The organism is Aliiroseovarius sp. S1123 (genome assembly GCF_023015885.1).
Classification (GTDB): Bacteria; Pseudomonadota; Alphaproteobacteria; order Rhodobacterales; family Rhodobacteraceae; genus Aliiroseovarius.
This window is the reverse complement of record NZ_JALKBE010000009.1, coordinates 61,995-84,292: the sequence shown is the minus strand read 5'-3', so window position 1 is coordinate 84,292 and position 22,298 is coordinate 61,995. Positions and strand designations below refer to the sequence as shown.

At 58.5% G+C, this 22,298-nt stretch carries 23 protein-coding genes; 10 read left to right on the top strand and 13 right to left on the bottom strand.

Annotated features, from left to right (window positions below; all coding sequences use genetic code 11):
• Window position 1: 1 nt before the first annotated feature.
• Both MWU53_RS14675 and pth read right to left on the bottom strand, forming a co-directional pair.
• Entirely contained in the window at window positions 2–1,024 is a 1,023-nt protein-coding gene (locus MWU53_RS14675) for a DUF2332 domain-containing protein (protein ID WP_247094398.1), read from the bottom strand.
• Complete coding sequence (gene pth, locus MWU53_RS14670) at window positions 1,021–1,734, bottom strand: aminoacyl-tRNA hydrolase (protein ID WP_247094397.1); 714 nt, start codon at window positions 1,732–1,734, stop codon at window positions 1,021–1,023. Before pth ends, MWU53_RS14675 begins: the two co-directional genes overlap by 4 nt.
• 119 nt (window positions 1,735–1,853) lie before the next feature.
• Here pth and MWU53_RS14665 point away from each other — a divergent pair, with 119 nt between their 5' ends.
• Window positions 1,854–2,549 (top strand): FkbM family methyltransferase, encoded by a 696-nt coding sequence (locus MWU53_RS14665; RefSeq protein ID WP_247094396.1) that lies wholly within the window; start codon window positions 1,854–1,856, stop codon window positions 2,547–2,549.
• Between the two features lie 56 nt (window positions 2,550–2,605).
• Here MWU53_RS14665 and MWU53_RS14660 read toward each other — a convergent pair whose 3' ends face one another.
• The 10 genes from MWU53_RS14660 to MWU53_RS14615 all read right to left on the bottom strand — a co-directional run bounded on the left by MWU53_RS14660 (window position 2,606) and on the right by MWU53_RS14615 (window position 12,558).
• Window positions 2,606–3,241 carry a 50S ribosomal protein L25/general stress protein Ctc gene (locus tag MWU53_RS14660; RefSeq protein WP_247094395.1) on the bottom strand — a complete coding sequence of 212 codons (636 nt, stop codon included), beginning with the start codon at window positions 3,239–3,241 and terminating at the stop codon, window positions 2,606–2,608.
• A gap of 121 nt (window positions 3,242–3,362) precedes the next feature.
• On the bottom strand, window positions 3,363–3,752 hold the full coding sequence (locus tag MWU53_RS14655; protein ID WP_247094394.1) for a hypothetical protein: 390 nt from the start codon (window positions 3,750–3,752) through the stop codon (window positions 3,363–3,365).
• Window position 3,753: 1 nt separating this feature from the next.
• Window positions 3,754–4,842 (bottom strand): flagellar type III secretion system protein FlhB, encoded by a 1,089-nt coding sequence (locus MWU53_RS14650; RefSeq protein WP_247094393.1) that lies wholly within the window; start codon window positions 4,840–4,842, stop codon window positions 3,754–3,756.
• Window positions 4,842–5,615, bottom strand: coding sequence for a flagellar biosynthetic protein FliR (locus tag MWU53_RS14645; RefSeq protein ID WP_247094392.1), 774 nt, complete (start codon window positions 5,613–5,615; stop codon window positions 4,842–4,844). The genes MWU53_RS14650 and MWU53_RS14645 overlap by 1 nt, the downstream gene beginning before the upstream one ends.
• Entirely contained in the window at window positions 5,612–7,690 is a 2,079-nt protein-coding gene (gene flhA / locus MWU53_RS14640) for a flagellar biosynthesis protein FlhA (RefSeq protein ID WP_247094391.1), read from the bottom strand. Before flhA ends, MWU53_RS14645 begins: the two co-directional genes overlap by 4 nt.
• A gap of 198 nt (window positions 7,691–7,888) precedes the next feature.
• Complete coding sequence (locus MWU53_RS14635) at window positions 7,889–10,078, bottom strand: hypothetical protein (protein ID WP_247094390.1); 2,190 nt, start codon at window positions 10,076–10,078, stop codon at window positions 7,889–7,891.
• Window positions 10,075–10,944, bottom strand: a complete 870-nt coding sequence (motA, locus tag MWU53_RS14630) for a flagellar motor stator protein MotA (protein WP_247094389.1) — start codon at window positions 10,942–10,944, stop codon at window positions 10,075–10,077. Before motA ends, MWU53_RS14635 begins: the two co-directional genes overlap by 4 nt.
• 71 nt (window positions 10,945–11,015) lie before the next feature.
• Window positions 11,016–11,624, bottom strand: coding sequence for a hypothetical protein (locus MWU53_RS14625; RefSeq protein WP_247094388.1), 609 nt, complete (start codon window positions 11,622–11,624; stop codon window positions 11,016–11,018).
• Window positions 11,621–12,046 carry a hypothetical protein gene (locus tag MWU53_RS14620; protein WP_247094387.1) on the bottom strand — a complete coding sequence of 142 codons (426 nt, stop codon included), beginning with the start codon at window positions 12,044–12,046 and terminating at the stop codon, window positions 11,621–11,623. The genes MWU53_RS14625 and MWU53_RS14620 overlap by 4 nt, the downstream gene beginning before the upstream one ends.
• Window positions 12,047–12,057: 11 nt before the next feature.
• Window positions 12,058–12,558, bottom strand: a complete 501-nt coding sequence (locus MWU53_RS14615; protein WP_247094386.1) for a flagellar basal body-associated FliL family protein — start codon at window positions 12,556–12,558, stop codon at window positions 12,058–12,060.
• Window positions 12,559–12,685: 127 nt separating this feature from the next.
• Between MWU53_RS14615 and fliF the strand changes: the two genes are divergently transcribed.
• Genes fliF through fliP form a run of 4 tightly spaced genes read left to right on the top strand, consistent with a single transcriptional unit; the run spans window position 12,686 to window position 15,981 of the window.
• Window positions 12,686–14,326 (top strand): flagellar basal-body MS-ring/collar protein FliF, encoded by a 1,641-nt coding sequence (gene fliF, locus MWU53_RS14610; RefSeq protein ID WP_247094385.1) that lies wholly within the window; start codon window positions 12,686–12,688, stop codon window positions 14,324–14,326.
• A complete protein-coding gene (locus tag MWU53_RS14605; protein ID WP_247094384.1) occupies window positions 14,323–14,949 on the top strand; it encodes a flagellar biosynthesis protein in 627 nt (208 codons plus the stop codon). Before fliF ends, MWU53_RS14605 begins: the two co-directional genes overlap by 4 nt.
• The gene (locus MWU53_RS14600) at window positions 14,942–15,232 is read left to right on the top strand and encodes a FliM/FliN family flagellar motor C-terminal domain-containing protein (protein WP_247094383.1); all 291 of its coding nucleotides are present in this window, start codon (window positions 14,942–14,944) and stop codon (window positions 15,230–15,232) included. Before MWU53_RS14605 ends, MWU53_RS14600 begins: the two co-directional genes overlap by 8 nt.
• Window positions 15,233–15,282: 50 nt before the next feature.
• A complete protein-coding gene (gene fliP, locus MWU53_RS14595) occupies window positions 15,283–15,981 on the top strand; it encodes a flagellar type III secretion system pore protein FliP (RefSeq protein WP_247094443.1) in 699 nt (232 codons plus the stop codon).
• A 43-nt stretch (window positions 15,982–16,024) separates the two neighbouring features.
• On the opposite strand, the gene MWU53_RS14590 is transcribed toward fliP, so the two are convergent.
• Window positions 16,025–17,191, bottom strand: a complete 1,167-nt coding sequence (locus tag MWU53_RS14590) for an alpha-hydroxy acid oxidase (RefSeq protein WP_247094382.1) — start codon at window positions 17,189–17,191, stop codon at window positions 16,025–16,027.
• 278 nt (window positions 17,192–17,469) lie between these two features.
• On the opposite strand from MWU53_RS14590, the gene MWU53_RS14585 reads away from it, so the two are divergent.
• The 5 genes from MWU53_RS14585 (at window position 17,470) to MWU53_RS14565 (ending at window position 22,298) form a co-directional block, all read left to right on the top strand.
• The gene (locus tag MWU53_RS14585) at window positions 17,470–18,447 is read left to right on the top strand and encodes a Hint domain-containing protein (protein WP_247094381.1); all 978 of its coding nucleotides are present in this window, start codon (window positions 17,470–17,472) and stop codon (window positions 18,445–18,447) included.
• 154 nt (window positions 18,448–18,601) lie between these two features.
• Window positions 18,602–19,222 carry a 30S ribosomal protein S4 gene (rpsD, locus tag MWU53_RS14580; RefSeq protein ID WP_163037730.1) on the top strand — a complete coding sequence of 207 codons (621 nt, stop codon included), beginning with the start codon at window positions 18,602–18,604 and terminating at the stop codon, window positions 19,220–19,222.
• A 181-nt stretch (window positions 19,223–19,403) separates the two neighbouring features.
• Window positions 19,404–20,525, top strand: a complete 1,122-nt coding sequence (gene hisC, locus MWU53_RS14575; protein WP_247094380.1) for a histidinol-phosphate transaminase — start codon at window positions 19,404–19,406, stop codon at window positions 20,523–20,525.
• Window positions 20,519–21,439, top strand: a complete 921-nt coding sequence (locus tag MWU53_RS14570; protein WP_247094442.1) for a prephenate/arogenate dehydrogenase family protein — start codon at window positions 20,519–20,521, stop codon at window positions 21,437–21,439. Before hisC ends, MWU53_RS14570 begins: the two co-directional genes overlap by 7 nt.
• A 4-nt stretch (window positions 21,440–21,443) precedes the next feature.
• Entirely contained in the window at window positions 21,444–22,298 is an 855-nt protein-coding gene (locus MWU53_RS14565) for an extensin family protein (protein WP_247094379.1), read from the top strand.

The following is a 22,298-nucleotide window of genomic DNA, read 5'->3' as shown; positions in this document are numbered from 1 at the left end:
ATCAAGGTGCCGACCAATCCACCCAGCGTCCATGAAAATCTACACGACCAAGCGTCAACTTCCGCCCCTCGGGCCAAAGGGTCAGTGTGATGGCCGCGCCTTCACCTTGGCGGTCATCGGCCTCCATCGACAGGTGCGCGATGGGCCCGCGCTGTGCGGCGGCTTCGATGGCCGCCAAGCAGCGGTTTTGGGTCTCGGCCGGGAAGTACTGCCACGCGATAGTATGATAGATCAGGGTCAGATGCTCCGGTGCGACGTTTTCTAGCTGCGCCTCCAGCCATGCGGCGGCGTCGCCCTGATCCACTGTCGCAGCAAAGATCGAGGCCGCAGCCCGGCTGCGCTCTAGCCGCTCGGGCTGGTCGGCCCACAGATAGGATGACATACGCAGCAGGTCGCCCGGGTCCGTGATGTCCATCGGCATCAGATCGACCCCGCGCCGGAATTGCACTTGGGGCAGGGTGCTCGAGGGCATGTCACCGCGCCACTCGGGCGTCAGAAGAACCGGTGCGTCTTCTGGACCCAGCCGAGTTTCGTCCACCTGAAGCGCAAACTGATCCCACATCAGGTTCAAACCCGCGCTCGCCCCTAGTTCCAAAACCTGCATCGGCAGTTTGTACTGGTCGGCCAGCCAATGCCCGGCGGCTACCATCACCGCAGCGCGGCGCACCTCGTTGGTTTGGGGGGGCAGATCGAGCCAGCGGTCCAGTGTGTCCGCGTGTTCCGTGATCGCGACCTGAAGGGCCTTGGTGATCTGGTCATCGCTTGGGGTGGAGTTTGGCGGATAAATGGCCACCAGCGCGGGGCAGTCTCCGGTCAGAACCAGCGCATGCAGCCCCGCCAGAAAGCGCAGGGGCAGGGACTGGCCGAACGCGCCGACATTTCCCTCCCACGCGAACATGCGATCAGTCAGGGGCGTGCCCGGTTGCAGCGACGCGCCCGCGATGCGTAACACGCGCGCTGTGAACGGGCTGTCCAGTCGCGCGTTGTTGTCTGCCTGTACCTCGAATGCTTCGCGCAGGGTCATGAGAACTTGTCCATCAGCTTCTGCAGCGGGCTGCGTGCGTCGTCCGTATTGGCTTCTGGTGTGGGTTTTGGCCGGGGCTGTGGTGGCTCTTTCTTCTTGGACTTGGCAGCGGTGTCTGGCGCGGATCCGCCCGAGGACCGGGGCGGATTCACACGCCGCCCAATCGCGTTCATGAATTTACCATTGTCGCCTGCCGCCAGATCTGCTGCCCCGTCCGCACAGCCGCGCAACACATCGTCCAGCCACTCCTGATCCGCTTTTGCAAAATCCCGCAGCACAAAGCCCGCCACTGCTGCTTTGTTGCCGGGATGGCCGATGCCCATGCGGACCCTGTGATAATCCGCCCCGATATGCGCGTGGATCGAGCGCAGCCCATTGTGGCCCGCGTGACCGCCGCCGGTTTTGACACGGCACTTTCCGGGGGCCAGATCCAGCTCATCATGGAACACGATTACGTCGTCTGGTGTCAGCTTGTAGAACCGCATCGCCTCGCCCACGGATTGGCCGGACAGGTTCATGAAGGTCTCGGGGCGCAGCAGGATGACCTTCTCGGATCCCAGTTTGCCTTCGCTGACGCTGCCCTGAAACTTGCCGCGCCACGGAGCAAAGCGGTGATCCTCGGCAATGCGTTCAACCGCCATGAAGCCGATATTGTGCCGGTTGCCCGCGTATTTTGCTCCCGGATTACCCAGCCCGACAAACAATTTCATGTGCCATCATTCCTTCTGGACATCGGGACCTGAACCCGAAATTATCATTTTTGGTAATCTACTTGGCCTGAACTTGCGTGGCAAACACCAACACATCCCGGCCATCCAAGGAGAGCAGCATGCCGCAATTCAAACTGGATGGTTTGGTTCTGAAGATCCCGCGCAAATGCATGAACGATAATATCGAGAACGCGATCGTCAACGGCCGGTACGAAGGAAATGAAACCACGGCGACCAAGCACCATGTGACAGACACGGATCGAGTTTTGGATCTTGGGGGTGGGGCAGGCTATGTAGCGCTTCAGGCCGCCCGACTTGCCGGGGCCGAGAACGTCACGACGGTCGAGGCCAGCCCGGCGATGCTAAAGGCGATCGGCGACAACGCCAAGAAGAATGGGTTTGATGCATTGCGGATCATCCATGGCGCGGTTGTATCTGGCGCGCACGCAGACGACACGATTAGCTTCGAAGTGCTGCCTGGGTTCTGGGCCTCGTCTATCTTGGAGGACGAAGGCGAAAAGAGAAAAGCCTCGAAACTGATAACCGTTCCGGCGCTGAAGTTCTCAGACCTTCAAGAGCGCGTGAAGCCCACCGTCATTTCGATGGATATCGAGGGGGCCGAGCTTGATTTGGCGCGCGAAGCCTGGCGGCCGGAAGTGCGCATCGTGATCATGGAGGTCCATCCCAATCGGTATGGGATGCGTGGCCTGCGCCAGCTGATCAGCGACATGTTCGCCAACGGGTTTGGGTTGATGCCGTGGGGGACACGCGGCAGTGTCATGGTATTCAAGCGGCTGGATCCTCCACCCAGCTGACACAAAAAAACGGGACCCCGAAGGATCCCGTTTCGCAATACCTTTTCAGGCGATGCTTATTCTTCTGCAGCGGCTTCTTCACCAGCTTCTTCACCAGCTTCTTCGCTATCCGACGAACGCAGCGAGCTGGGTGCCGAGATGTTGGCGATGACGAAGTCACGCTCAACGGTGGGCTTGGCGCCCGACGGCAGGGTCACATCCGAGATGTGGATGACGTCGCCGACGTCTTTGCCAGCCAGATCAACAACGATCTGCTCGGGGATTTCGCCAGCCAGAACGTTCAGTTCGACTTCCGGACGTACGATGGTCAGAACGCCACCGCGCTTCAGGCCGGGGGCTTCTTCTTCGTTCACGAACTCAACGTGAATGAACAGGCTGATCCGGCTGGTGCGGCGCAGGCGCATCAGGTCCAGGTGGGTCGGCAGATCTTTTACAACGTCACGCTGTACGTTGCGGCAGATCACGCGGACATCTTCCTGACCGTCGATCTTCAGGTTCCACAGGGTCGACAAGAAACGACCGGCCTTCAGCTTTTTGAACAGCTCGTTGAAGGGGATGTTGATGGCCAGCGGGTCAGCGCCACCACCATATACGATACCCGGTACCTGGCCTTCGCGGCGAGCTTGACGAGCGGCCCCCTTGCCTGTCCCCGTACGTACCGTGGCTTCAAGATTCGGAATCTCACGTGCCATTGGTTTTCTCCATATCAAATAGGTGCGGGAATCCTCCAAGGGTGTAAGCCCCGCAGTGAAGCCGTGCCTATAGACCGGATCGGGTCAGTTGAAAAGGGAATTATGCGGTTTTGGCGTGGTTTTATTGGTGTTCCACGCGCCTGCGCTGCATGTCGCGTACATCCGCTGTCCTTTTTGCGCGAATGGCATTTAAGGCGGCGTTTCGCCCAAAGGCAAGCTGAGTGTCCACCATCCGCTCTTCATGTTCGGCACGGGCTTGTGCCAGCAGAGTATTTAGCTGCCCTAGTCGGGTCCGCGCCTGCTTTTGCCATTGGTCGAAATGCCCGCTGGACAGGGCGGGATTCTGGCCCGTCTCGGCGTCAAGTCCGGGCAGCTGATTCAGGCGTGTTCTCAGCTCCGCGATCTGACGTTTGAGCGTCGCGATCTTTGCGGCTGTATCCGAAAGCTCTGACATGGCGCGGTCCAGTTGCAGGGCTGTCACGTCGGCAAGTTGAGAAAGCGGGTCTGCCATATCAGCGCCTCAGCGAATTCTTGGCGCGCTGGCGCATGTTTTCAGCAAACCGGATCGCGGCGGCGACCGCTTGATACTGATCCGGCGGCACTTCGCTGCCGATTTCGACCGTGGCGTGCAGGGCGCGCGCGGTGGGGGGATCGCGATGTATCGGGATGCCGTTCTCTGATGCAACCTCGCGGATGCGGGCGGCGATTTCGTCAACACCCTTGGCGACACAGATCGGGGCTTCGCCGGGAAGGCGCGACCATTTCAAGGCCACCGCATAGTGGGTCGGGTTCACGACGATCACATCGGCATCCGGTACATCTTGCAGCATCTGGTTCGTCGCAATGTCATAGGCTTTCTGGCGCCGCTGGCCTTTCATATGCGGGTCGCCTTCGTTTTGCTTGATCTCGTCCATCAGCTCTTTGTGAGACATGCGATTTTTGCGCAGATGTTCTTGCTTTTGCCACATGAAATCGATCCCGCCGATGACCAGCGCCACCAGTAGGACGATGGCAAAGAACTCGATCGAGAGCTCCAGCAACAGCACCGTCACCATGCCGGGATTCAGGGCAAGAGCCGCCAGCATCTCGGGCAGGTTGATCCAGATGAAAATACCCAGAATGATGCTGTATATCGACAGTTTCACAAAGCTTTTGAAGAACTCAAACAGCCCTGATCGGCCGAACTTGTTTTTGGCGTTGGACAGCGGAGAAATCCGGTTCAGCTTGGGTATCAGCTTTTCGGGTGAGACCACGAAACTGCGCGTCACCACCGTCAAAGCCAGCACGGCCACCATCGGCATCAGCAACCACGGGGTTAGGTGCCATACAATCGACGTGACGGCGTGCGCTAGAACAGGCCCCCCGCTGCCTTGAAACGCGTTTTGCGCAAGCTGGTCCGAGCGTTCCAGCATCGCTGCAAACACGCCCCCCAGCCCGGTCATCGTGGACGCCCCGACCGCAGACGCCAAGAGCAACAGGACCAGATAGGACATTGCGGTGTTCAGATCCGAGGACCTTGCAACCTCGCCACGTTTTCGGGCGTCATCCAGTTTCTTTTGGGTTGGTTCGTGTTGCTTGCTGTCGTCGTCTTCGCCGGCCATCACCAGCCTCCGAATGGGTTCAGCAACAACGCCTCAAATGCGCGCTGCCTGATGGGCAGCAGTACGGGTGTTGTCAGGGCTAGAAGGATCAGGCCGCCCGCCGTAATGGCGGGGGCACCGACAAAGGCGACCATCAATTGCGGCATCGCGCGGTTGATGACGCCGAGGGCGACATTATAGAGCAGCGAGACGATGACGAAGGGTGCTGCCAGCGCAAACGCGAAGCCGAAGCTGCGAGCGACATGCGTGATGCCCCAGTCTGAAAAACCCAGAGGATCGGGCAGAGCCCCAACAGGAAAAACCTGATAAGACAGGATAAACCCCTCAACGATCCGCACGTGCAGTCCCAACATGGCCGCCAATGCCAGACCCGAGATCGTCAGGACATGCCCGATGGCAGGTTGCGGATCCGAGTTGTTGCCGCCCATCAATTGCGCAAGCGACGTTGATTGCGCTGCGATGCTGCCCGTAATTTGCAATGTCATGATTGCCAGGCGCAGGATGATCCCGAACCCAAGACCGACAATCGGTTCGCTCATTAAGTAGATCGGCGAACCAAGCTGCTCGACCGAGGGGGTGACGGTGTTTGCCACGGCGGGCGTGACGATCACGGTAAAGGCAAACCCCAGAAACAGACGCACCCGCACGGGTACCATAGTTTCGCCAAATGCAGGCAACAATGCCATCGCAGCGCCCACGCGTAAAAACACGACAAAGCCCAGAATGAAGAACGCCTGAGACTGGGCCATGATCTGGGCGAGTTGATCGTTCATGCGGGCACCAACCCGACCAGCGACGGGCGGGCCTCGGTCCCGATTTCTTCGAACGACAAGACGGGATTTGCGATCCCCTTGGCGGACAGGACCGTGCGCAAGAACCGACGACGGCGGGACGAGGTGACGACGGCGGGATAGATCCCGGTTTCACCCGCCCGTGCGATCTTGTCGGCGACTGCGTTGGCCAAGCGATTGAATTCTTCCGGGGGCAGGGCGACTTCGCCCCTGTCCGGGTCAAGTTGATGGGACTGAAAGCAGGCCTCCCATTCTGGGGCAAGCTGCACCAGCGGGATGGTGCCATCTTCGCGCTTCAGCTCGGCCAGAAGCTGGAAATTCAGCCGCTGGCGTACGTGATCGCAGATGGCCTCGGGTGTGCCGAAAACCGGGCGCGCTTCGGCCACGCTTTCCAAGATGACCGGAAGATTGCGGATGGACACCCGCTCTTCCAGCAAGAGGCGCAAAACCGAATGAAGCAGATCAAGGGGGACTTTGTCCGGCACCAGTTCATCCAGCAGGCGGCGATTGGCTTCAGCCCGTGCGGGATCCGTGAGGTTCACGAACTCGTCCAGCAACCGGCGCAGCGCCTTTAGACCAAGCAGGCGTGGGAAGTTCTGCTTCATCACTTCCAGAAGGTGGGTGGCCAAAACTTCGGTGGGCGAGACCACGGCACACCCGGCCAGCGCGGCCTGCTCTTGATCGCCATCGGCAATCCAGCGCGCGGGTGCTTGGTAGACGGGTTCCAACACATCTTCGCCTTCGGGCAAGAGGGTGTCATCGCCGCTGAGGATGATCAGCGCCTTGTCAGGGATCAGGCGATTGCGTGCTTGTTCAACCCCCTGAATTTTTATCGTGTAGGTTCCCACGGGAAGCGACCCGTTGTCGGTCAGTCGGATTTCGGGCAGAATCAGTCCAAACGCGCTGGCCGTGTGGTTGCGTATGCTGGAAATTCGGGCGTCCAGGCCCGTGGCGGGATCCAGAACCATTGCGACAAGATCCGGCGCGAACTCCACATGAATGTCGTCCAGATCAAGGATGTCGCCAATGCTTTCCTCAGGCAGGTCCGGGGTGTTTTCTTGCAGCTTCTGAGCTTCTGTATTGTTCGCCGCTTCTTGTTGTTTCGCGTCCCACCAAGATGCGGTTCCTAAGGTGATCGCGCCTAAGATGAACGGCACAAACGGTAAGCCGGGAACCAGTCCAAAGAGGCCCATCAGGAAAGCTACTGTTGCAAGGGCCGAAGGGTGCTTTCCGAATTGCGAGAACAAGGCCAGATCGGTCGACCCCGAGGTTCCACCTCGCGCCAGCAACAATGCCGATGCGATCGAGATGATTACGGCCGGGATTTGTGTGACCAGCCCGTCTCCGACGGTCAGGATGGCGTAGGTCTGGAATGCGGAAGACAGGTCCATCCCGTGGATCACAACGCCAATGATCAATCCCATGACCAAGTTCAGGAAAGTGATCAACAGCCCCGCGACGGCATCTCCTTTTACGAACTTTGAGGCACCATCAAGGGATCCGAAGAATGTTGTTTCTGCCTGCTCCCGCTCGCGCCGTGCTTTTGCTTCGGCGTGGTCGATCGCACCTGCAGACATGTCGCTGTCGATGGCAAGCTGTTTGCCGGGCATGCCGTCCAACGCAAAGCGGGCGCCGACTTCGGCCATGCGAGTGGCGCCTTTGGTTATGACGACAAAATTGACGATCAAAAGCACGCAGAAGACAACCAATCCCAGCAGGATACTGCCCCCCATAACAAAGCTGGCAAATCCTTCGATGACGCTCCCCGCTGCCGAGGTGCCCGTGTGCCCATTTCCAATGATGAGTTTGGTAGAGGAGACGTTCAGTGACAGTCTGAGCATCAAGGATGCAAGAAGCACAGTCGGAAAGGCCGAGAAATCCAATGGTCGCTCGATGAACAGCGTGACCGTGAACATCAGAATTGCCAGAGCGAATGAAGCTGCAAGACCCAGATCCAGTACCCATGCAGGCATGGGCAGGATCATCATCACGATAATGGCCATCAAGGCCAGGGCCAGCAAAATGGTCGGACGAAAGACGCCTTGAACGCTTTTCATCGTCGTCAACAGCAAAAGTTGACAGACTGCGCTGGGCCGGAAAACGCGCGTTTTAACGAACGAGATTGCCGCTTCATTAATGCTTGAACGGACGGAGCCAGATCGCGTCTGTATTGAGAGGTGCCAAGTATGTTCATTGTTGCGCAATTCTTGCTGCTGATTTCCGGATCAGCTTAGAAGGCTACGCTTAACGATCAGTTACCTGCTGTCATCGATGGCTGGAATAATATCCAGAAGTTCGTTCAACGCGGCACGCGTTTTGGTGCTGCTGTCCAGGATCCCCTGATAGGTATTCAAGTCGGTTTCGATGTTGACGGCTGATACAGATGGTTCTGACGCGAGAACCGCCTGAACAGGTTCAGGGATTGGATGCTCTGCTGTGTGCAGGCCGCTCAAGATATCCAATGAGTTGCTTGTGGCCTGCTTGTGGCTCGTATCGGCGACCGGGGTTGTGCTCAGAGCATTGGCTTTTTCACGCAAGAGATTGGCATTGCTACTGCTAAGACCTGCAAGATATCCGAGTGCGACCTTTGGTTTGCTCTGCAGAAGAGCCAGTTCTGCGAGAAATTCGCGCTCGGGTCTGCTGGGTGTCTCATCACCAGACAAGACATGCTTTCGCGCCTGTTCGTGAAACCCCAAAGCGCTCTGGCGCTCTGCCATTTGGAGTCTAACGGCAGATGAAACACGCCCCCAGTCGCTTCGTGTCAAACTGTAGGTCAAGAATTCCGGGTCTGAGCCAAGCGTCACCAGATATCGGCCAGCATCCTCTAGAAGGCTGTCTTGGTTGGTCATTCCGTCGATCATCTCGAATGCTGACGCGAAACGGCCCATGTGCAACAGCGCACGTATCTGAAGCCGCTGCAACGCGTCGCCTTCCTCGCTTCCCTTGTGTTCGAATGCAACGGTCGCAAGCAAAGACAATTCGTTGTCCGAGATGCCAGTGTCATTGTGCAGCTTGCTTTCGATGAGCGCAGAGATCGTAGGCCTAGTTTGCGTGAGCGCAGTTTGGATTGTGTCGGTAAGCTCTTGCTCGGCCTCGTCTGTTTGGCCATTCGCAAGGTTGATTTTGATATCCAAGATCGCCTCTTCGCCCGTCGGCGGGCGACCAGATCGCGCGGCGATGTTACGGATCTCAATCGCGACTTCGACACGCGCGGAGTTCAGAAACTTCCTGGCAAGAGCGGGTCCGAGATGTGTGCGCAGATGTGGTGGGAGCTCGGAGAAACTTCGAAGAACAGCATTTGTGTCAACGCGCCCTTTCAAAGTTGGTTGCGCCAGTGTTGCCCACAAGGCGCCGCGCGTATTGCAGGTCAATTGTGACGCCCAGTCCGCATGAGACTTGGCCTCTCCGTACTCTACAACTTCAGCCATCATATGAAGGACGGTGCCGTCGCCAAGATTGGCGCCGTAATTGTCTAGTAACTGCAACGCCTCGAGCCCAAATGTCATATAGATATTCTGTCGTATATGCGCCACAAGACGGTCTTTGTCCGGGCGATCAAACTCGCCCAGATAGCTGGACGTTTCAAATACCGGTGCATCATTTTCCGGCGCGTAAGTCCCCCAGCGCGCGATATCGAATTGTTCGTCTGGAAGGCAGGCATGGCTTGTACCAGTATGGCTGTCTGAGCGTGAACCATCTGTGCGCGCTTGCTCGACAGCGGCTTGCATCCGGACATGTTGTTCTGGCGCGCGGGTAATCGGTGGCGGTACCTGTGACGTTTCTTCCGCTTCCTTTGGTGCCACGATCGGCGAGATGTCCGGTGGCGATATGTTCGCATCAATTAGTCCTTGAGACGCTGCGCGCGAAAGTTGCGTAAGAAGCGCCTGTCTGTCCACTTTTGGCGTTTCGTCGGCCAAGTCAGATATTTCAACGGTCGACTTATCCACGCCTTCTTCTTTCATGTCGGCCAACACGCTTTGTTCGACCATCGGGGTGAAAAGAGGAAGGCTCGCCCGACGTTGTTCAATACTGATGACTAGCGGCAGGGAGGTCGGTCCAGGTGATGCGTCACGCAAACCAGTTGGGCCGGGGCCATCGGCGATATCGATCACCAGTTCACCGGACGGCAATCGAATTTCTTTTAGATGGCAGTCGCATGCCTGCTTGATGGTGAGCTTGCCGTTGCCGGCAGAAACAAGATCGCCTACCCGGGAGCGATCTATCAGATCAAATGCACGCGATATGTCAAACCCAGTGACGCCGGATGACAGGGTCAGCAGATACCCTTCATGTGAGTTGGTGATTTCGACCGTGTCACTGGGCTGTGTATAGAACACCAGACGCGTGAACCCGTCATGTTCTCCGGAGCGGACGGTGATGTCTCGAGCCTGCGCTGGCAAAGCCATCAAGCAGATGGATGCCACATATGAGCCCCAAATCTTCACGCCGCTGCTTTCTTGATCTCTTTCAAGGCTTCTTCAAGATCGGTGAAGCTAGGGCGGTGTGTTCCAGGTGTATTCTGGCGCCCGACTTCAATGCAGATATTGACCGAATGGTTGTATAGATTGGCGACCAGAACTTCGCGAATAAGCTGATAAAAGTGCGCTTCTTCCTCGGTCACCGATTTTACCTTGGCCGAGAAGGGCCCGACAAGCCCATAGGCCAGAAATACCCCCAGGAACGTTCCGACCAGCGCGCCACCGATCATCTTTCCCAGAATTTCAGGCGGTTGGTCGATGGAGCCCATGGTTTTAATCACGCCCAGAACCGCGGCCACAATGCCAAGCGCGGGTAGGCCGTCGGCCATGGATTGTAGGGCATGGCTGGAATGCAGGGCGTGGTGCAGATTGGCCTCCATCCGCTTTTCCAAGACCTCTTCCACCTGATGGGGGTCGTCATAGTTCATGGAGGCAGATCGCAATGTGTCGCAGATCAGTTCGATCGCTTCCCGATCGGCAAGAATATTGGGATAGCGTTGGAAGATCGGGCTGTCTTCTGGGGCTTCGATATGTTCTTCAAGCGCGACGGCATTCTGGCGCGCCTGACGGATCAGCTCGAACAGTAGACACAGCAGGTCACGGTAATCTTCGGGCTTCCATTTCGGCCCCTTGAACACCTTCTTTACATCTTTGATCGTGTGTTTGATGGACGCCATGTCGTTCGAGATCACAAACGCGCCCGCAGCCGCGCCGCCGATCATGGTAAATTCGAACGGAAGTGATTTCAGGATGATCCCCATCTTGCCACCTGCGGCAAGGTAACCGCCGAAAACCATGACGAAAATCAGCGCAATACCAACGAAACCAATCATGACACACCTTTGCTAGTTCAAGCCTGGACACCCCTGTCATCGCACGGGCGGGTTAATTTCTGATTATTGGCTTACCGTGTTGGGGCCGCGGCATTTCGCCCGGCCAACACAACGCTTATGGCGTACGAAATCTGAGGATCCAGACCGGCCATAATTTGCGCGGCGTTCGCTGGTTTCATTTGGGCGATGAAGCCTGCGGCAAACTCGGGGTCCATTGCTTCGAACAGTGGGATCGCCTGCTTAGGCTTCATGTTCTCATACAGTGTCGTCAAGTGCGACAGGTCATCGGCGGCAGCCGTTTTGGCGATTGCCATGGTCGCAGCAAGCGTTTCTTCGGCCTTGGTCAATTCCTGCAACTTCGTGCTTACCCGATCCTCAGCAAGGCTGAGCGCCTCAAGCCGTTGGGCGAGCTTGTGCTCACGCTCGTCAAGAACGGCCTCGCGCTCCTGCAGCGTGGCGAGCACAATCGCGACATCCTGGGGCTTCGGAACGGGCATGCCACCGTCTTTTTCTGCTGACGTGCCAGACAGCAGGTCGGACAAGTCCTCGGCGAAGGCCGCTGTCGCCGGGGCCAGTCGCAAGATGCCAGACGTCGCCAGGGCAGCGGCAAACAGCAGGAGGATCCCACGTGTGCGAAAACGCCCGCGTGGTTTGGTGTTCTTGGTGGGTGACGTGCTCATTCCGCGGCCTCCATAAAGCCATGGCGCAAGAAGACTGGAATGTCTGGATTATGTCCCGGATCCGTGGGTCGTGCCGACGAAAAACCAGCTTCCCGCTGCGTATCGGAACGAGGGGCGGCAGGCTGTTGAGCGGCTGGATCGGGCAAGTCATGCAGGCTGGCCATCATCAGCTCCAATTTGCGGGCCGAGGCCTCGGCCCGTTCGGTCAAATCCGTCAGAACGGCCGCGCTTTGACCTGCTGCCAACTGCGCGTGATCAAGCGTTTTTGTCATGTCATCGACCTGTGCGCTCAGCACGGCCACAGCCCCGCCCATACCATCCCGAAGGTTATTGAAACGCTTCAGGCGGCGCGACAAAATCAGGCAATAAATAGCGGCCCCGAAAGCCCCAAGCCCAAGAATGATGTCTGCAATCCAGTCCATGCTCTTGCTCCCTAATTTAGTATGAATTCGAGGATCAGAAGGTTGCGCACACGCCCTTCACCGGTGACCAATTGGATCCGGCGCAGCATTTGGGCGCGCAACTTCACCAGTGAATGCGGGTCTTCCAACATGGCCGTATCCACCGCGCGCAAGTAGGCATTCAACACATCGACCACGCGGGGTTTGAGCTTGATTACGTCCTCTTCATAGGCCGGCTCGACCTCAAGCGACGCGCGGAAGCGCAGATGGCGATTGCGTGCATTCGTTCCAAGAGAAATCACAAGCGGGTCCAGCTCAACAAAGCTGACGGCAGGCAGTTCCTGCACGTCTGCAACGTGTTCTTCTTCTGCCTCTGGTGAGGATTTCCCGCCGATCAAACCAGCATAGGTCGCATAGAAGCCGCCGCCGCCCAGCATAAGCGCGCCCACCAACCCGATGACCAACCCCTTCTTGGATTTCTTGGCCGGAGCCTCTTCTTCCACACCTTCGGCGGTGATGTCGGCGTTTGACATGTGATCCTCGAATCCAATTTCACTACGGCGATTTAAACCGAGGGGCACTAACCAATTATTAAGGCCGATCAGGGAAAACGGATTGACATGACGGGGGTAGAAGCCCGCTCGGATAAGGAGTTACGTCTTGCAGCAGTTGATCTTGGTTTGGGGGGCGATGGACCTAAGGAAAAGGGCTATTGTGATCGCCGCGACCTTGGCCATGTTTTTAGCGATTATCGGCCTATCCCGTATGGCGACGCGCACGCAGTTGACCCTGCTTTACGCGGGGCTGGAAAGCGGCGCTGCGGGCGAGATCGTGCAGGCCCTTGAAGGGCGCAATGTCGCCTATGAAATCCGCGGCGATTCGATCTTCGTGGACGCGGCACATCGTGATGCACTGCGAATGACCTTGGCCAGCGAAGGGCTGCCGGCGAACTCGGGCAAAGGGTATGAACTGCTGGATGGGCTCAGCGGTTTTGGCACCACGTCGCAGATGTTTGATGCCGCCTATTGGCGTGCGAAGGAAGGCGAACTGGCGCGCACGATCGTTGCCAGCCCGATGGTGCGCAACGCACGCGTTCATATTGCAAACACCTCGTCACGACAGTTTCGTCAGCGCACCGAGCCCACGGCATCCGTAACACTGACAACAGCCAGCGGGACACTGCCCACACAACAAATCAAGGCGTTCAAGTTTTTAGTGGCCTCGGCAGTGCCGGGCCTATCACCTGAAAGCGTATCGGTGATCGACAGCCGCGCCGGGCTGATGGGGGGGCAGGATCCTGCGAGTGGCGGAACGGCTGCTGCGCTCGATCAGGCGGAGCGTTTGAAACAGAATGTCGAGCGTCTGCTGGAGGCTCGCGTCGGGTTCGGCAATGCGGTGGTTGAGCTGAACTTGGAAACAGCGACCGAACAAGAGCAAATTCGCGAGCGCAGATTCGACCCCGAAGGTCGGGTTGCCGTGTCGACGGACACCACGGAAAGCTCGAATGCGGCCAATGACAGCGAGGCCGGTGGGGTCAGTGTTGCGTCAAACTTGCCTGATGGCGATGGCGCCAGTGGTGGTGGGGCGTCGTCCTCGAACACATCGGAAACCCGCGAGCTTGTGAATTACGAAGTGTCCGAGACAACGCGTGAGATCCTGAAAGCCCCGGGGGCGGTGAAACGCCTGACGGTTGCGGTTCTGGTTGATGGGATTCGCACAACTGCCGAGGATGGGACGGTCGAATGGGCGCCGCGCCCTGAGGAAGAACTGCAAAGCTTGCGCGAACTGGTGGCCGGAGCGATCGGATATAACGAGGCGCGCGGGGATGTCATTACGCTGAAAACTATGGAGTTTGAGCCCGTTCCCGCCGTGGGAAGCGATCCCGGATCGGGCCTGTTCAACACTGCAAGCATTGACGTCATGTCGGTGATCAAACTTGCAATTCTTGCGATCGTTACCCTTGGCCTCGGTCTGTTTGTTCTGCGCCCCATGCTAAGTGCTCAGGCCCAACTGCCCGCAGTGGCACCTGCTGGTAATCTGCCGTCGTTGGGGGCACCAGATGGCGGTCTTGCGCTGACCGATAATGCAGGCAGCGTCGCGGATGCCGCAACCGCACAGACCTTGCCGCCAGCGCTGGTGACAGACAGCGCGCCGCAGAACGGACTGCCTGTTATTGCCGCTGGTGGCGATCCGGATATCGACCCCGTCCAGCGCTTGCGCAATCTCATCTCCGAACGTCAGGAGGAAACCGTCGAGATCCTGCGCGGATGGATGGAAGAAGATGAAGAGGTGACCGGATGAGCATGCGATATGCGTTGGAAGACTTCGGGGACATATTGAATGCACCCGGTCATGCAGATGCCAGTGCGCAAATCACCCTGACACGCGCGGATTTCGAGATTCAGCTCGAGGCACGCAGGCTTCAAGGGTACGAGACCGGATACAAGTCCGGATGGGATGACGCGACGAAGTCCATGACTGAAGAAAACGCGCGCCTTCAATCCGAATTTGCCCGCAATCTCGAGGATCTGGGCTTCACCTATCAGGAAGCGCGTAGCCACGTTCTGTCCACGCTCGAGCCGCTCTTGACCCAGATGCTTGAAGCGGTACTTCCGAACGCGCTCAACGACGCTCTCGGTCCAATCGTGGCCGAGGCGATGATGCCCTTGGCCGCCGAAATGGCCGACACGCCGATTGATGTGCTGGTGTCGCCAGGAAGCCGCCCGACGCTCGAGGCGTTTCTGAAGGAGGCGGGCGCGGTTCCTTTCAAGATAGTCGAGAAAGATACGCTGCCGGATGGGCAGAACTATCTGCGCTCTGGCGAAAGCGAATGCAGCGTGGATCTGTCCGGCGTCGTGGCGCGCATCTCGGATGCAGTTGGCGCGCTCTATCATGTGAACGAGAAGGCATTTGATCATGGCTGACCCCACCCCCAAACCCGAACATGAAACCGAAGCAAGCCCCTTTGCGCGCGTCCCGATCGAGGTCACGATCTCGGTCGGCGTGGCGCGCCCCACGGTGAAAGAGCTGTTGAGCCTGAAGCAGGACGATGTGCTGGCGCTGGACAAGCGCATCGAGGATCCGGTGGATCTTTACGTGGGCGACCGGCTAATCGCGCAGGGCGAACTGCAAGAGGTCGAAGGCGATCCCAACGGACAGATTGCTGTGCGTTTGACCAAGCTCGTTGATCTGAAGACGGGGCTGTAACGCCAATGCGTGTGTGGATGTCAGGGCTGTGCTGGCTGCTGGCCGGGGTGATGTGGATCGCGTCCGGGGATGCGGGACTGGCGCAGGATATCTCGATCTCGCTGGGCGACGACGGATCACTGGCCACGCGCACGATCCAGATTTTCGTCCTGGTCACATTGCTCAGCATCGTGCCGGGGCTGGCGATCATGGTGACCTGTTTTCCGTTCCTTGTGACGGTGCTGTCGATCCTCAGACAAGCCATCGGGTTGCAGCAATCACCCCCAAATATGCTGATTATCAGCCTGGCGCTGTTTTTGACCTATTTCATCATGGAGCCCGTGTTCATGGAGGCGTGGGTCAAGGGCGCGCAACCCTTTTCCGAAGGGCGGATGGAGCTTGAACCTGCCTTTACCGCCGCGATCGAGCCCTTCCGCATTTTCATGGCCAACCGCATTGATCCCGACACTTTCACCCATCTGGCAACCTTGCGTGAAGAGACCGCGAATGTGGATTTGACGGGCACGTCGCCCCTATCGCTGCTGGTGCCGTCTTTCCTGTTGTCCGAGGTCGAACGCGCCTTTCAGATCGGCTTTCTGGTCTTTCTGCCGTTCCTGATCATCGACCTTGTGGTCGCGGCCATTCTGATGTCGATGGGGATGATGATGGTGCCGCCCGCCATTGTGTCACTGCCCTTCAAGCTGGCCTTCTTCGTGGTGGCAGATGGGTGGACGCTGATATCCGGGGCATTGGTGCGTAGTTATTTCTAGGCTGGCCACAGAGCAGCCAGCCCAAAGTCATAAGACGGGTGGATCAGTCTTCCCAGTCGCCCGAGAAGCCTTTGGGAATGCGCAGGATGTTCCGGTCAACCTTGGTGATGTCCGTATGGCCGCAGAAGGCCATCGAAATATCCATTTCCTTGTGCAGCACCTCGAGCGCGCGGGTCACGCCTTCTTGGCCCATGGCACCCAGGCCATAGGTGAAGGCCCGACCGATATAGGTGCCCTTGGCGCCCATCGCGATGGCTTTCAACACGTCCTGACCCGAGCGGATCCCACTGTCCAGATGCACTTCGACCTTGTCACCCACGGCGTCCAGAATGGCAGGCAGCGCGCGGATCGAGCTGAGCGCGCCGTCCAACTGGCGACCGCCGTGGTTCGACACGATGATGGCATCCGCCCCGGCATTCACAGCGGCGATGGCGTCTTCCGGCTCCATGATGCCTTTCACGATCATCGGTCCGTCCCACATCTTCTTGAACTGTTTGATGCGGTCCCAGTCCAGTGACGGGTCAAAGGCCTGTGCAGTCCAGGTGTGAAGCGACGACGGGTCCTCGACCCCTTCCGCATGCCCAACGATGTTGCCAAAGAAACGGCGTTTGGTGCCGAGCATCCCCAGCCCCCATTGCACCTTGGTCATCATGTCAGCCACCGATTTCACCGTCAGCTTGGGTGGAGCCGACAGCCCGTTCTTCAAATCCTTGTGGCGCTGCCCCAGTACCTGCAGATCGACCGTCACCACGATGGCCGGGCAGTTGGCGGCGCGCGCACGGTCGAACAGGCGGCGCATGAAATCATCGTCTTTCAGCGTATAGACCTGAAACCAGAAGGGCGCGTTGGTGTTCTCGGCCACATCCTCGATCGAGCAGATCGACATTGTGGACAGGGTGAACGGCACGCCGAAATCCTCGGCCGCCTTGGCGGCCTTGATCTCGCCATCGGCGCATTGCATGCCGGTCAGCCCGACAGGCGCCAGCGCCACAGGCATAAACACATCCTGACCCAGCATCGTTGTGCGGGTCGAGCGATTGTCCATATCCACCGCGACGCGCTGGCGGAAATAGATCTTGTCGAAATCCGAGGTGTTTTCGCGGAAGGTTTGTTCAGACCAACTGCCACTTTCGGCATAGTCATAGAACATTTTTGGGACGCGACGCTTATAGATGCGGCGCAGATCTTCGATTTCGGTGATGACGGGCATTGTGTGCTCCTGAAGGCGGTAAAAAATTGTTACCAATCAGGGCTATGTGGCGCAAGGGGGCGTTTGTGGCGCTACTTCGGGCCAGTAGTGGGCGGATTTGTCACTCTCCTGCGACAGCCTGCGCGGTCGATTGACAAAAGACTTATCAGGATGATTCGCCCGTGATATCCTTGCAGAAAACAAATATAATGGCAGGTATAACCATGAATACGGGCTACGAAGGCACTTTCGTAATTTCATGGGCGCAGACGAAGGTCAATTTGACCGAGAATGCCCCTATGGCAATGTTAACCGCAGGATCAGACTGGGAATGGAGCGGTGAGGCCGTGCGCCTTGACCGCACACGAGAGCTGGCGCTTTTGCAAAACGTCGGGGATCAGATCGACAAACGGCGCCGAGCGGCCATTTTCGCACATCAGCTTGTTGGGGCGGCAACCGTCGGTGCCGTCGGCCTTGAAATGCTGGCCGAGGATGATCCTAGGCTGAACGTTGGGTTTGAGCTTACCGATGGCTATGACAGCTACCGCGTGTCGCTGGTGGTCTCGCCAAACGGCGGCACCCCGCTGTTGGTCTTTGCTGGTTCCATGCCGCGCCCCGAAACGACGCTGCGGGTGGTGCGCGCCAATCTGGTTGCAACGCAAGATGATCTGCTGACCGAGCAGCCGTCTGGTGTTGCCATCCTTTCACAAGGTACGCGCGTGCGTACGCCCTCGGGTGAATGCGCGGTTGAAGAGCTGCGCGAGGGCAGCGTGGTTCTGACGCGCGAACACGGTGGTCAGCCTGTTCTTTGGGTTGGACAGCGCCATATCTCGGAGGCGCGCATGATGGTCGAGCCCGAGCTTAAGCCGGTCCGCCTGCGGGCAGGTGCAATCCGACCGGGCCAACCGGACGCTGACCTTCTGGTGTCACCGCATCAGCAGATTCTTGTCTCGGGCATGCGTGCAAAGCAGCTGCTTGGGCAGGAAGAGGTATTTGCCAGCGCATCTGACCTGGTCGATGGGCAGCTGATTTCGTCTGACCGAAATGCGCCCGAGATCACATTCTATCAAGTGCTTCTTGGTCGGCACGAGGTGGTCTGGGCCAACGGTGTTCCAGTTGAAAGCTTGCACCCCGCATTTGCAGATCTGAATACAACCAAGGCCGAGCATCGCGCGCGTCTGAAAAGCCTGTTCCCACAGCTTGATGAGATGGTTGATCATGCGACACCGCCGGCGCACGTGATCCACGAGGATTCAGTAGAATTTGGGGTGGCCTAGTCATTGACTCTGCCGCCTATGGCGCTATAAGCCCCAAATCCGGTCCCGCGAGGGGCCGGTTTTCATTGGTGTTGGTGGCCCCCGCAAGGGGATCCCTGTCAGGCGCAAGCCAGAGGACAACGCCCTTCGATAACTTAAAGAAGGAGATCAGCAGATGACCAAAAGAACTGCTGCCAAGTACAAAATTGACCGCCGTATGGGTGAAAACATCTGGGGACGCCCGAAGTCGCCGGTAAACCGTCGTGAATACGGCCCCGGCCAGCACGGCCAGCGCCGCAAGGGCAAAATGTCGGACTTCGGTCTGCAGCTGCGCGCCAAGCAGAAGCTGAAAGGCTACTACGGCGACCTGACCGAGAAACAGTTCCGTCGCATCTACGGCGAAGCCGAGCGTGTTAAAGGCGATACCGGTGAAAACCTGATCGGTCTGCTGGAGCGCCGCCTGGACGCTGTTGTGTACCGCGCCAAGTTCGTACCGACCGTTTTCGCTGCACGCCAGTTCGTGAACCACGGCCACGTAACTGTGAACGGCAAGAAGGTAAACATTCCTTCGTACCGCGTTAAAGAAGGCGACGTCATCGAAGTACGTGACAAGTCCAAGCAGATGGCTCTGGTTCTGGAAGCTGTTGGTCTGGCTGAACGTGATGTTCCCGACTACCTGGAAGCTGACCATTCGAAAATGACCGCCACCTTCACCCGCACCCCCGGCCTGTCGGACGTGCCGTATCCAGTGGTGATGGAACCGAACCTCGTGGTCGAATTCTACGCGAAGAACTAATCTTCGCCGCACCAGAAGAATTCAAAAGGGCCGCGCCAGTCGCGGCCCTTTTTTATTGCGCTTGCGGTCGCAACATGCGGCCAAATTGCCATCCTATTTGAAAAATACGACCCGCCCCAAACATCGCTGGTCTTGAATTTGGACTAAGTCTAAAACCCGCGTACGAAGGAAAGGCCAAGTCATGACGAAACCTGTGCCCCAGCCGGGGATCATGCAGATCAAGCCCTATGTCGGCGGTGCCTCGGGCATCGACGGGATGTCGAATGTGATCAAGCTCAGCTCGAACGAAAACCCGTTCGGCCCAAGCCCGCTTGCTGTTGATGCGTTCCAGAAAGCAGGTCATGCGCTGCACCGCTACCCGAACACCGACCATGCCAGCCTGCGGGCGGCGATTGGCAAACTGCATGGGCTGGACCCGGAGCGGATCATCTGCGGTGTCGGCTCGGACGAGGTGATTACCTTTCTGTGTCAATGCTATAGCGGCCCCGAGACCGAGGTGATCTATACCGAGCACGGGTTCTCGATGTACAAGATCTCGGCCCTTGCGGCGGGTGCGACGCCGGTCATGGTGCCGGAACGCGAGCGGATGGTCGACGTGGACGAGATCCTGAAGGCGGTGACGCCGAAAACCTCGCTGGTGTTCGTGACTAATCCGGGCAACCCGACGGGTACGATGGTCAGCCGAGCTGATCTGTCACGTCTGGCGCGCGAACTGCCGGATGACGTGCTGATGGTCATCGATGGGGCGTATGCCGAGTATGTCGACGGGTTTGACGGCGGTGCCTCGCTGGTCGAAAAGTTCCCGAATGTGGTCATGACGCGGACGTTCTCGAAAATGTACGGGCTTGGTGGGCTGCGTATCGGGTGGGGCTATGCCTCGGCCGAGGTGATCGGGGTACTGAACCGCGTGCGCGGACCGTTCAACCTGTCGATGCCGCAGCTTGATGCTGCCGAAGCTGCGCTTGGTGATCACGAACACGTCGCACGCTGCCTGCGCGAAAACACCCGCCTGCGCGCATGGCTGGCCGAGGCGCTGGCCGAGTTGGGCGTGCCGTCTGATACCTCTTGCGCCAACTTCATCCTTGCGCGCTTTGCCGATGCGAACGAGGCGAATGCCTGTGACGACTTCCTGCAAAGCGAAGGCATTATCGTGCGTCGCGTCGCAGGCTATGGCCTGCCCAACTGCTTGCGCATCACCATCGGAGACGAGGCATCCTGCCGCCGTGTCGCGCATATGGTCGGGCGGTTCAAAGGTGTCGTACCTGCGTCGGACGACAGCAAGTCCGAGGGGAAAAAATCATGAGCGTGGTTTACCAACGTGTGGCCCTGATCGGCCTTGGCCTGATCGCGTCGTCGATGGCACATGCGATGCGGCGCAGCGGATTGGCCGGTGAAATCGTCGGCACCGCCCGTTCTGCCGAAACGCGCGACATCGCGCGCGAAGTCGGATTTTGTGACCGCGTCGTAGACACTGCTGCCGAAGCGGCCGAAGGCGCGGACCTTGTGGTTTTGGCTGTTCCGGTTGGCGCGATGGGTCCCGTGGCGAAAGAGATTGGACCCATTCTGAAAGCTGGCGCGACAGTCACAGATGTGGGATCGGTCAAGGGCGCTGTGATCGAGGCTGTGTCACCACATCTGCCTGAAAACGTCCATTTCATTCCTGGTCACCCGCTTGCCGGGACCGAACATAGCGGCCCGCGGTCTGGCTTTGCCGAGCTTTACGACAACCGCTGGTGCATCCTTGTGCCGAATGGCGCGGATGAGGCTGCGACCCAGCGCCTGCGCGACCTCTGGGAAGGTATGGGCGCAAATGTCGACACGATGGATGCCGATCACCACGATCTGGTTCTGGCCGTCACCAGCCACGCACCGCACCTGATCGCTTACACGATGGTCGGCGTGGCCGATGACCTTGGCCGCGTGACCGATACCGAGGTGATCAACTACTCGGCGGCGGGTTTCCGCGACTTTACGCGTATTGCGGCCTCTGATCCGACCATGTGGCGTGACGTGTTTTTGTCCAACAAAGATGCGACCTTAGAGATCCTTGGCCGCTTCACGGAAGAGCTGTTTGCCCTGCAACGCGCGATCCGGACCGGCGATGGGGACCACCTGTTTGACTATTTCACTCGCACCCGTGCGATCCGTCGTGGCATTATCGAAGCCGGACAGGATACGGACGCACCAGATTTCGGACGTTCGGTCAAACACGAGTAGGTTGGTGAACGACGGCATGGCGAAGTGTTCCATTCGCGGCAGGGTGATTTGGCAGGCCGGAGCGCTTGCCCTTGCAGCGTGTGTCGGTGTTGGAACTGCACAGGCCGAGGTGCATCGCCCCAAACCGCGACCGGTTGTGACTGAGCTTCCTCTGTTGTCGACGTCAATTCGCCCGATGGCCCGTCCGGTCGAAACGCCTGTTGTGTTTGTACCGGTGCAGCCAGCCGCGCCGACAAAGCTTGCTGTGGTCACGTCGTTGCGCCCCATCAGCCGCCCAAAGGGCTTTGTGCGTAGGATCGCATCCTCGACGCCCACGCCGGCAAGCGCGGGCCGTCGCGGTCGGATTTGTGGCGTGAACGAGATCAAGGGGCAGACGATTTCGGCCATTCCCGGCAAGATCAACGGCTGCGGGATCTCATCCCCCGTGCGTGTGACCGAGGTATCGGGCGTGAAGCTCAGCCAAGCAGCGGTTATGGATTGCACCACGGCGAAAGCCTTGAATAACTGGGTGCGCAACGGGGTGTACCCGGCTGTTGGGCGTTTGGGTGGCGGTCCGTCGTCTCTGCGTGTCGTCGCGCATTACGCCTGCCGTACCCGCAACAGCCAACGCGGTGCGAAGATCAGTGAACACGGCAAGGGCCGCGCGGTGGACATCGCTGGGATCCGCTTGAAGAATGGGACCGAGCTGTCGGTGTTGCGCGGCTGGCGTGACCCTGCGCAGAGCAAGGTTTTGAAAAAGATGCACAAGGCGGCCTGCGGTCCGTTCGGGACCGTGCTTGGCCCCAATGCGGACAAGTATCATCAGGACCATTTCCATTTTGATACCGCCCGCTATCGCAGCGGTGCCTATTGTCGCTAA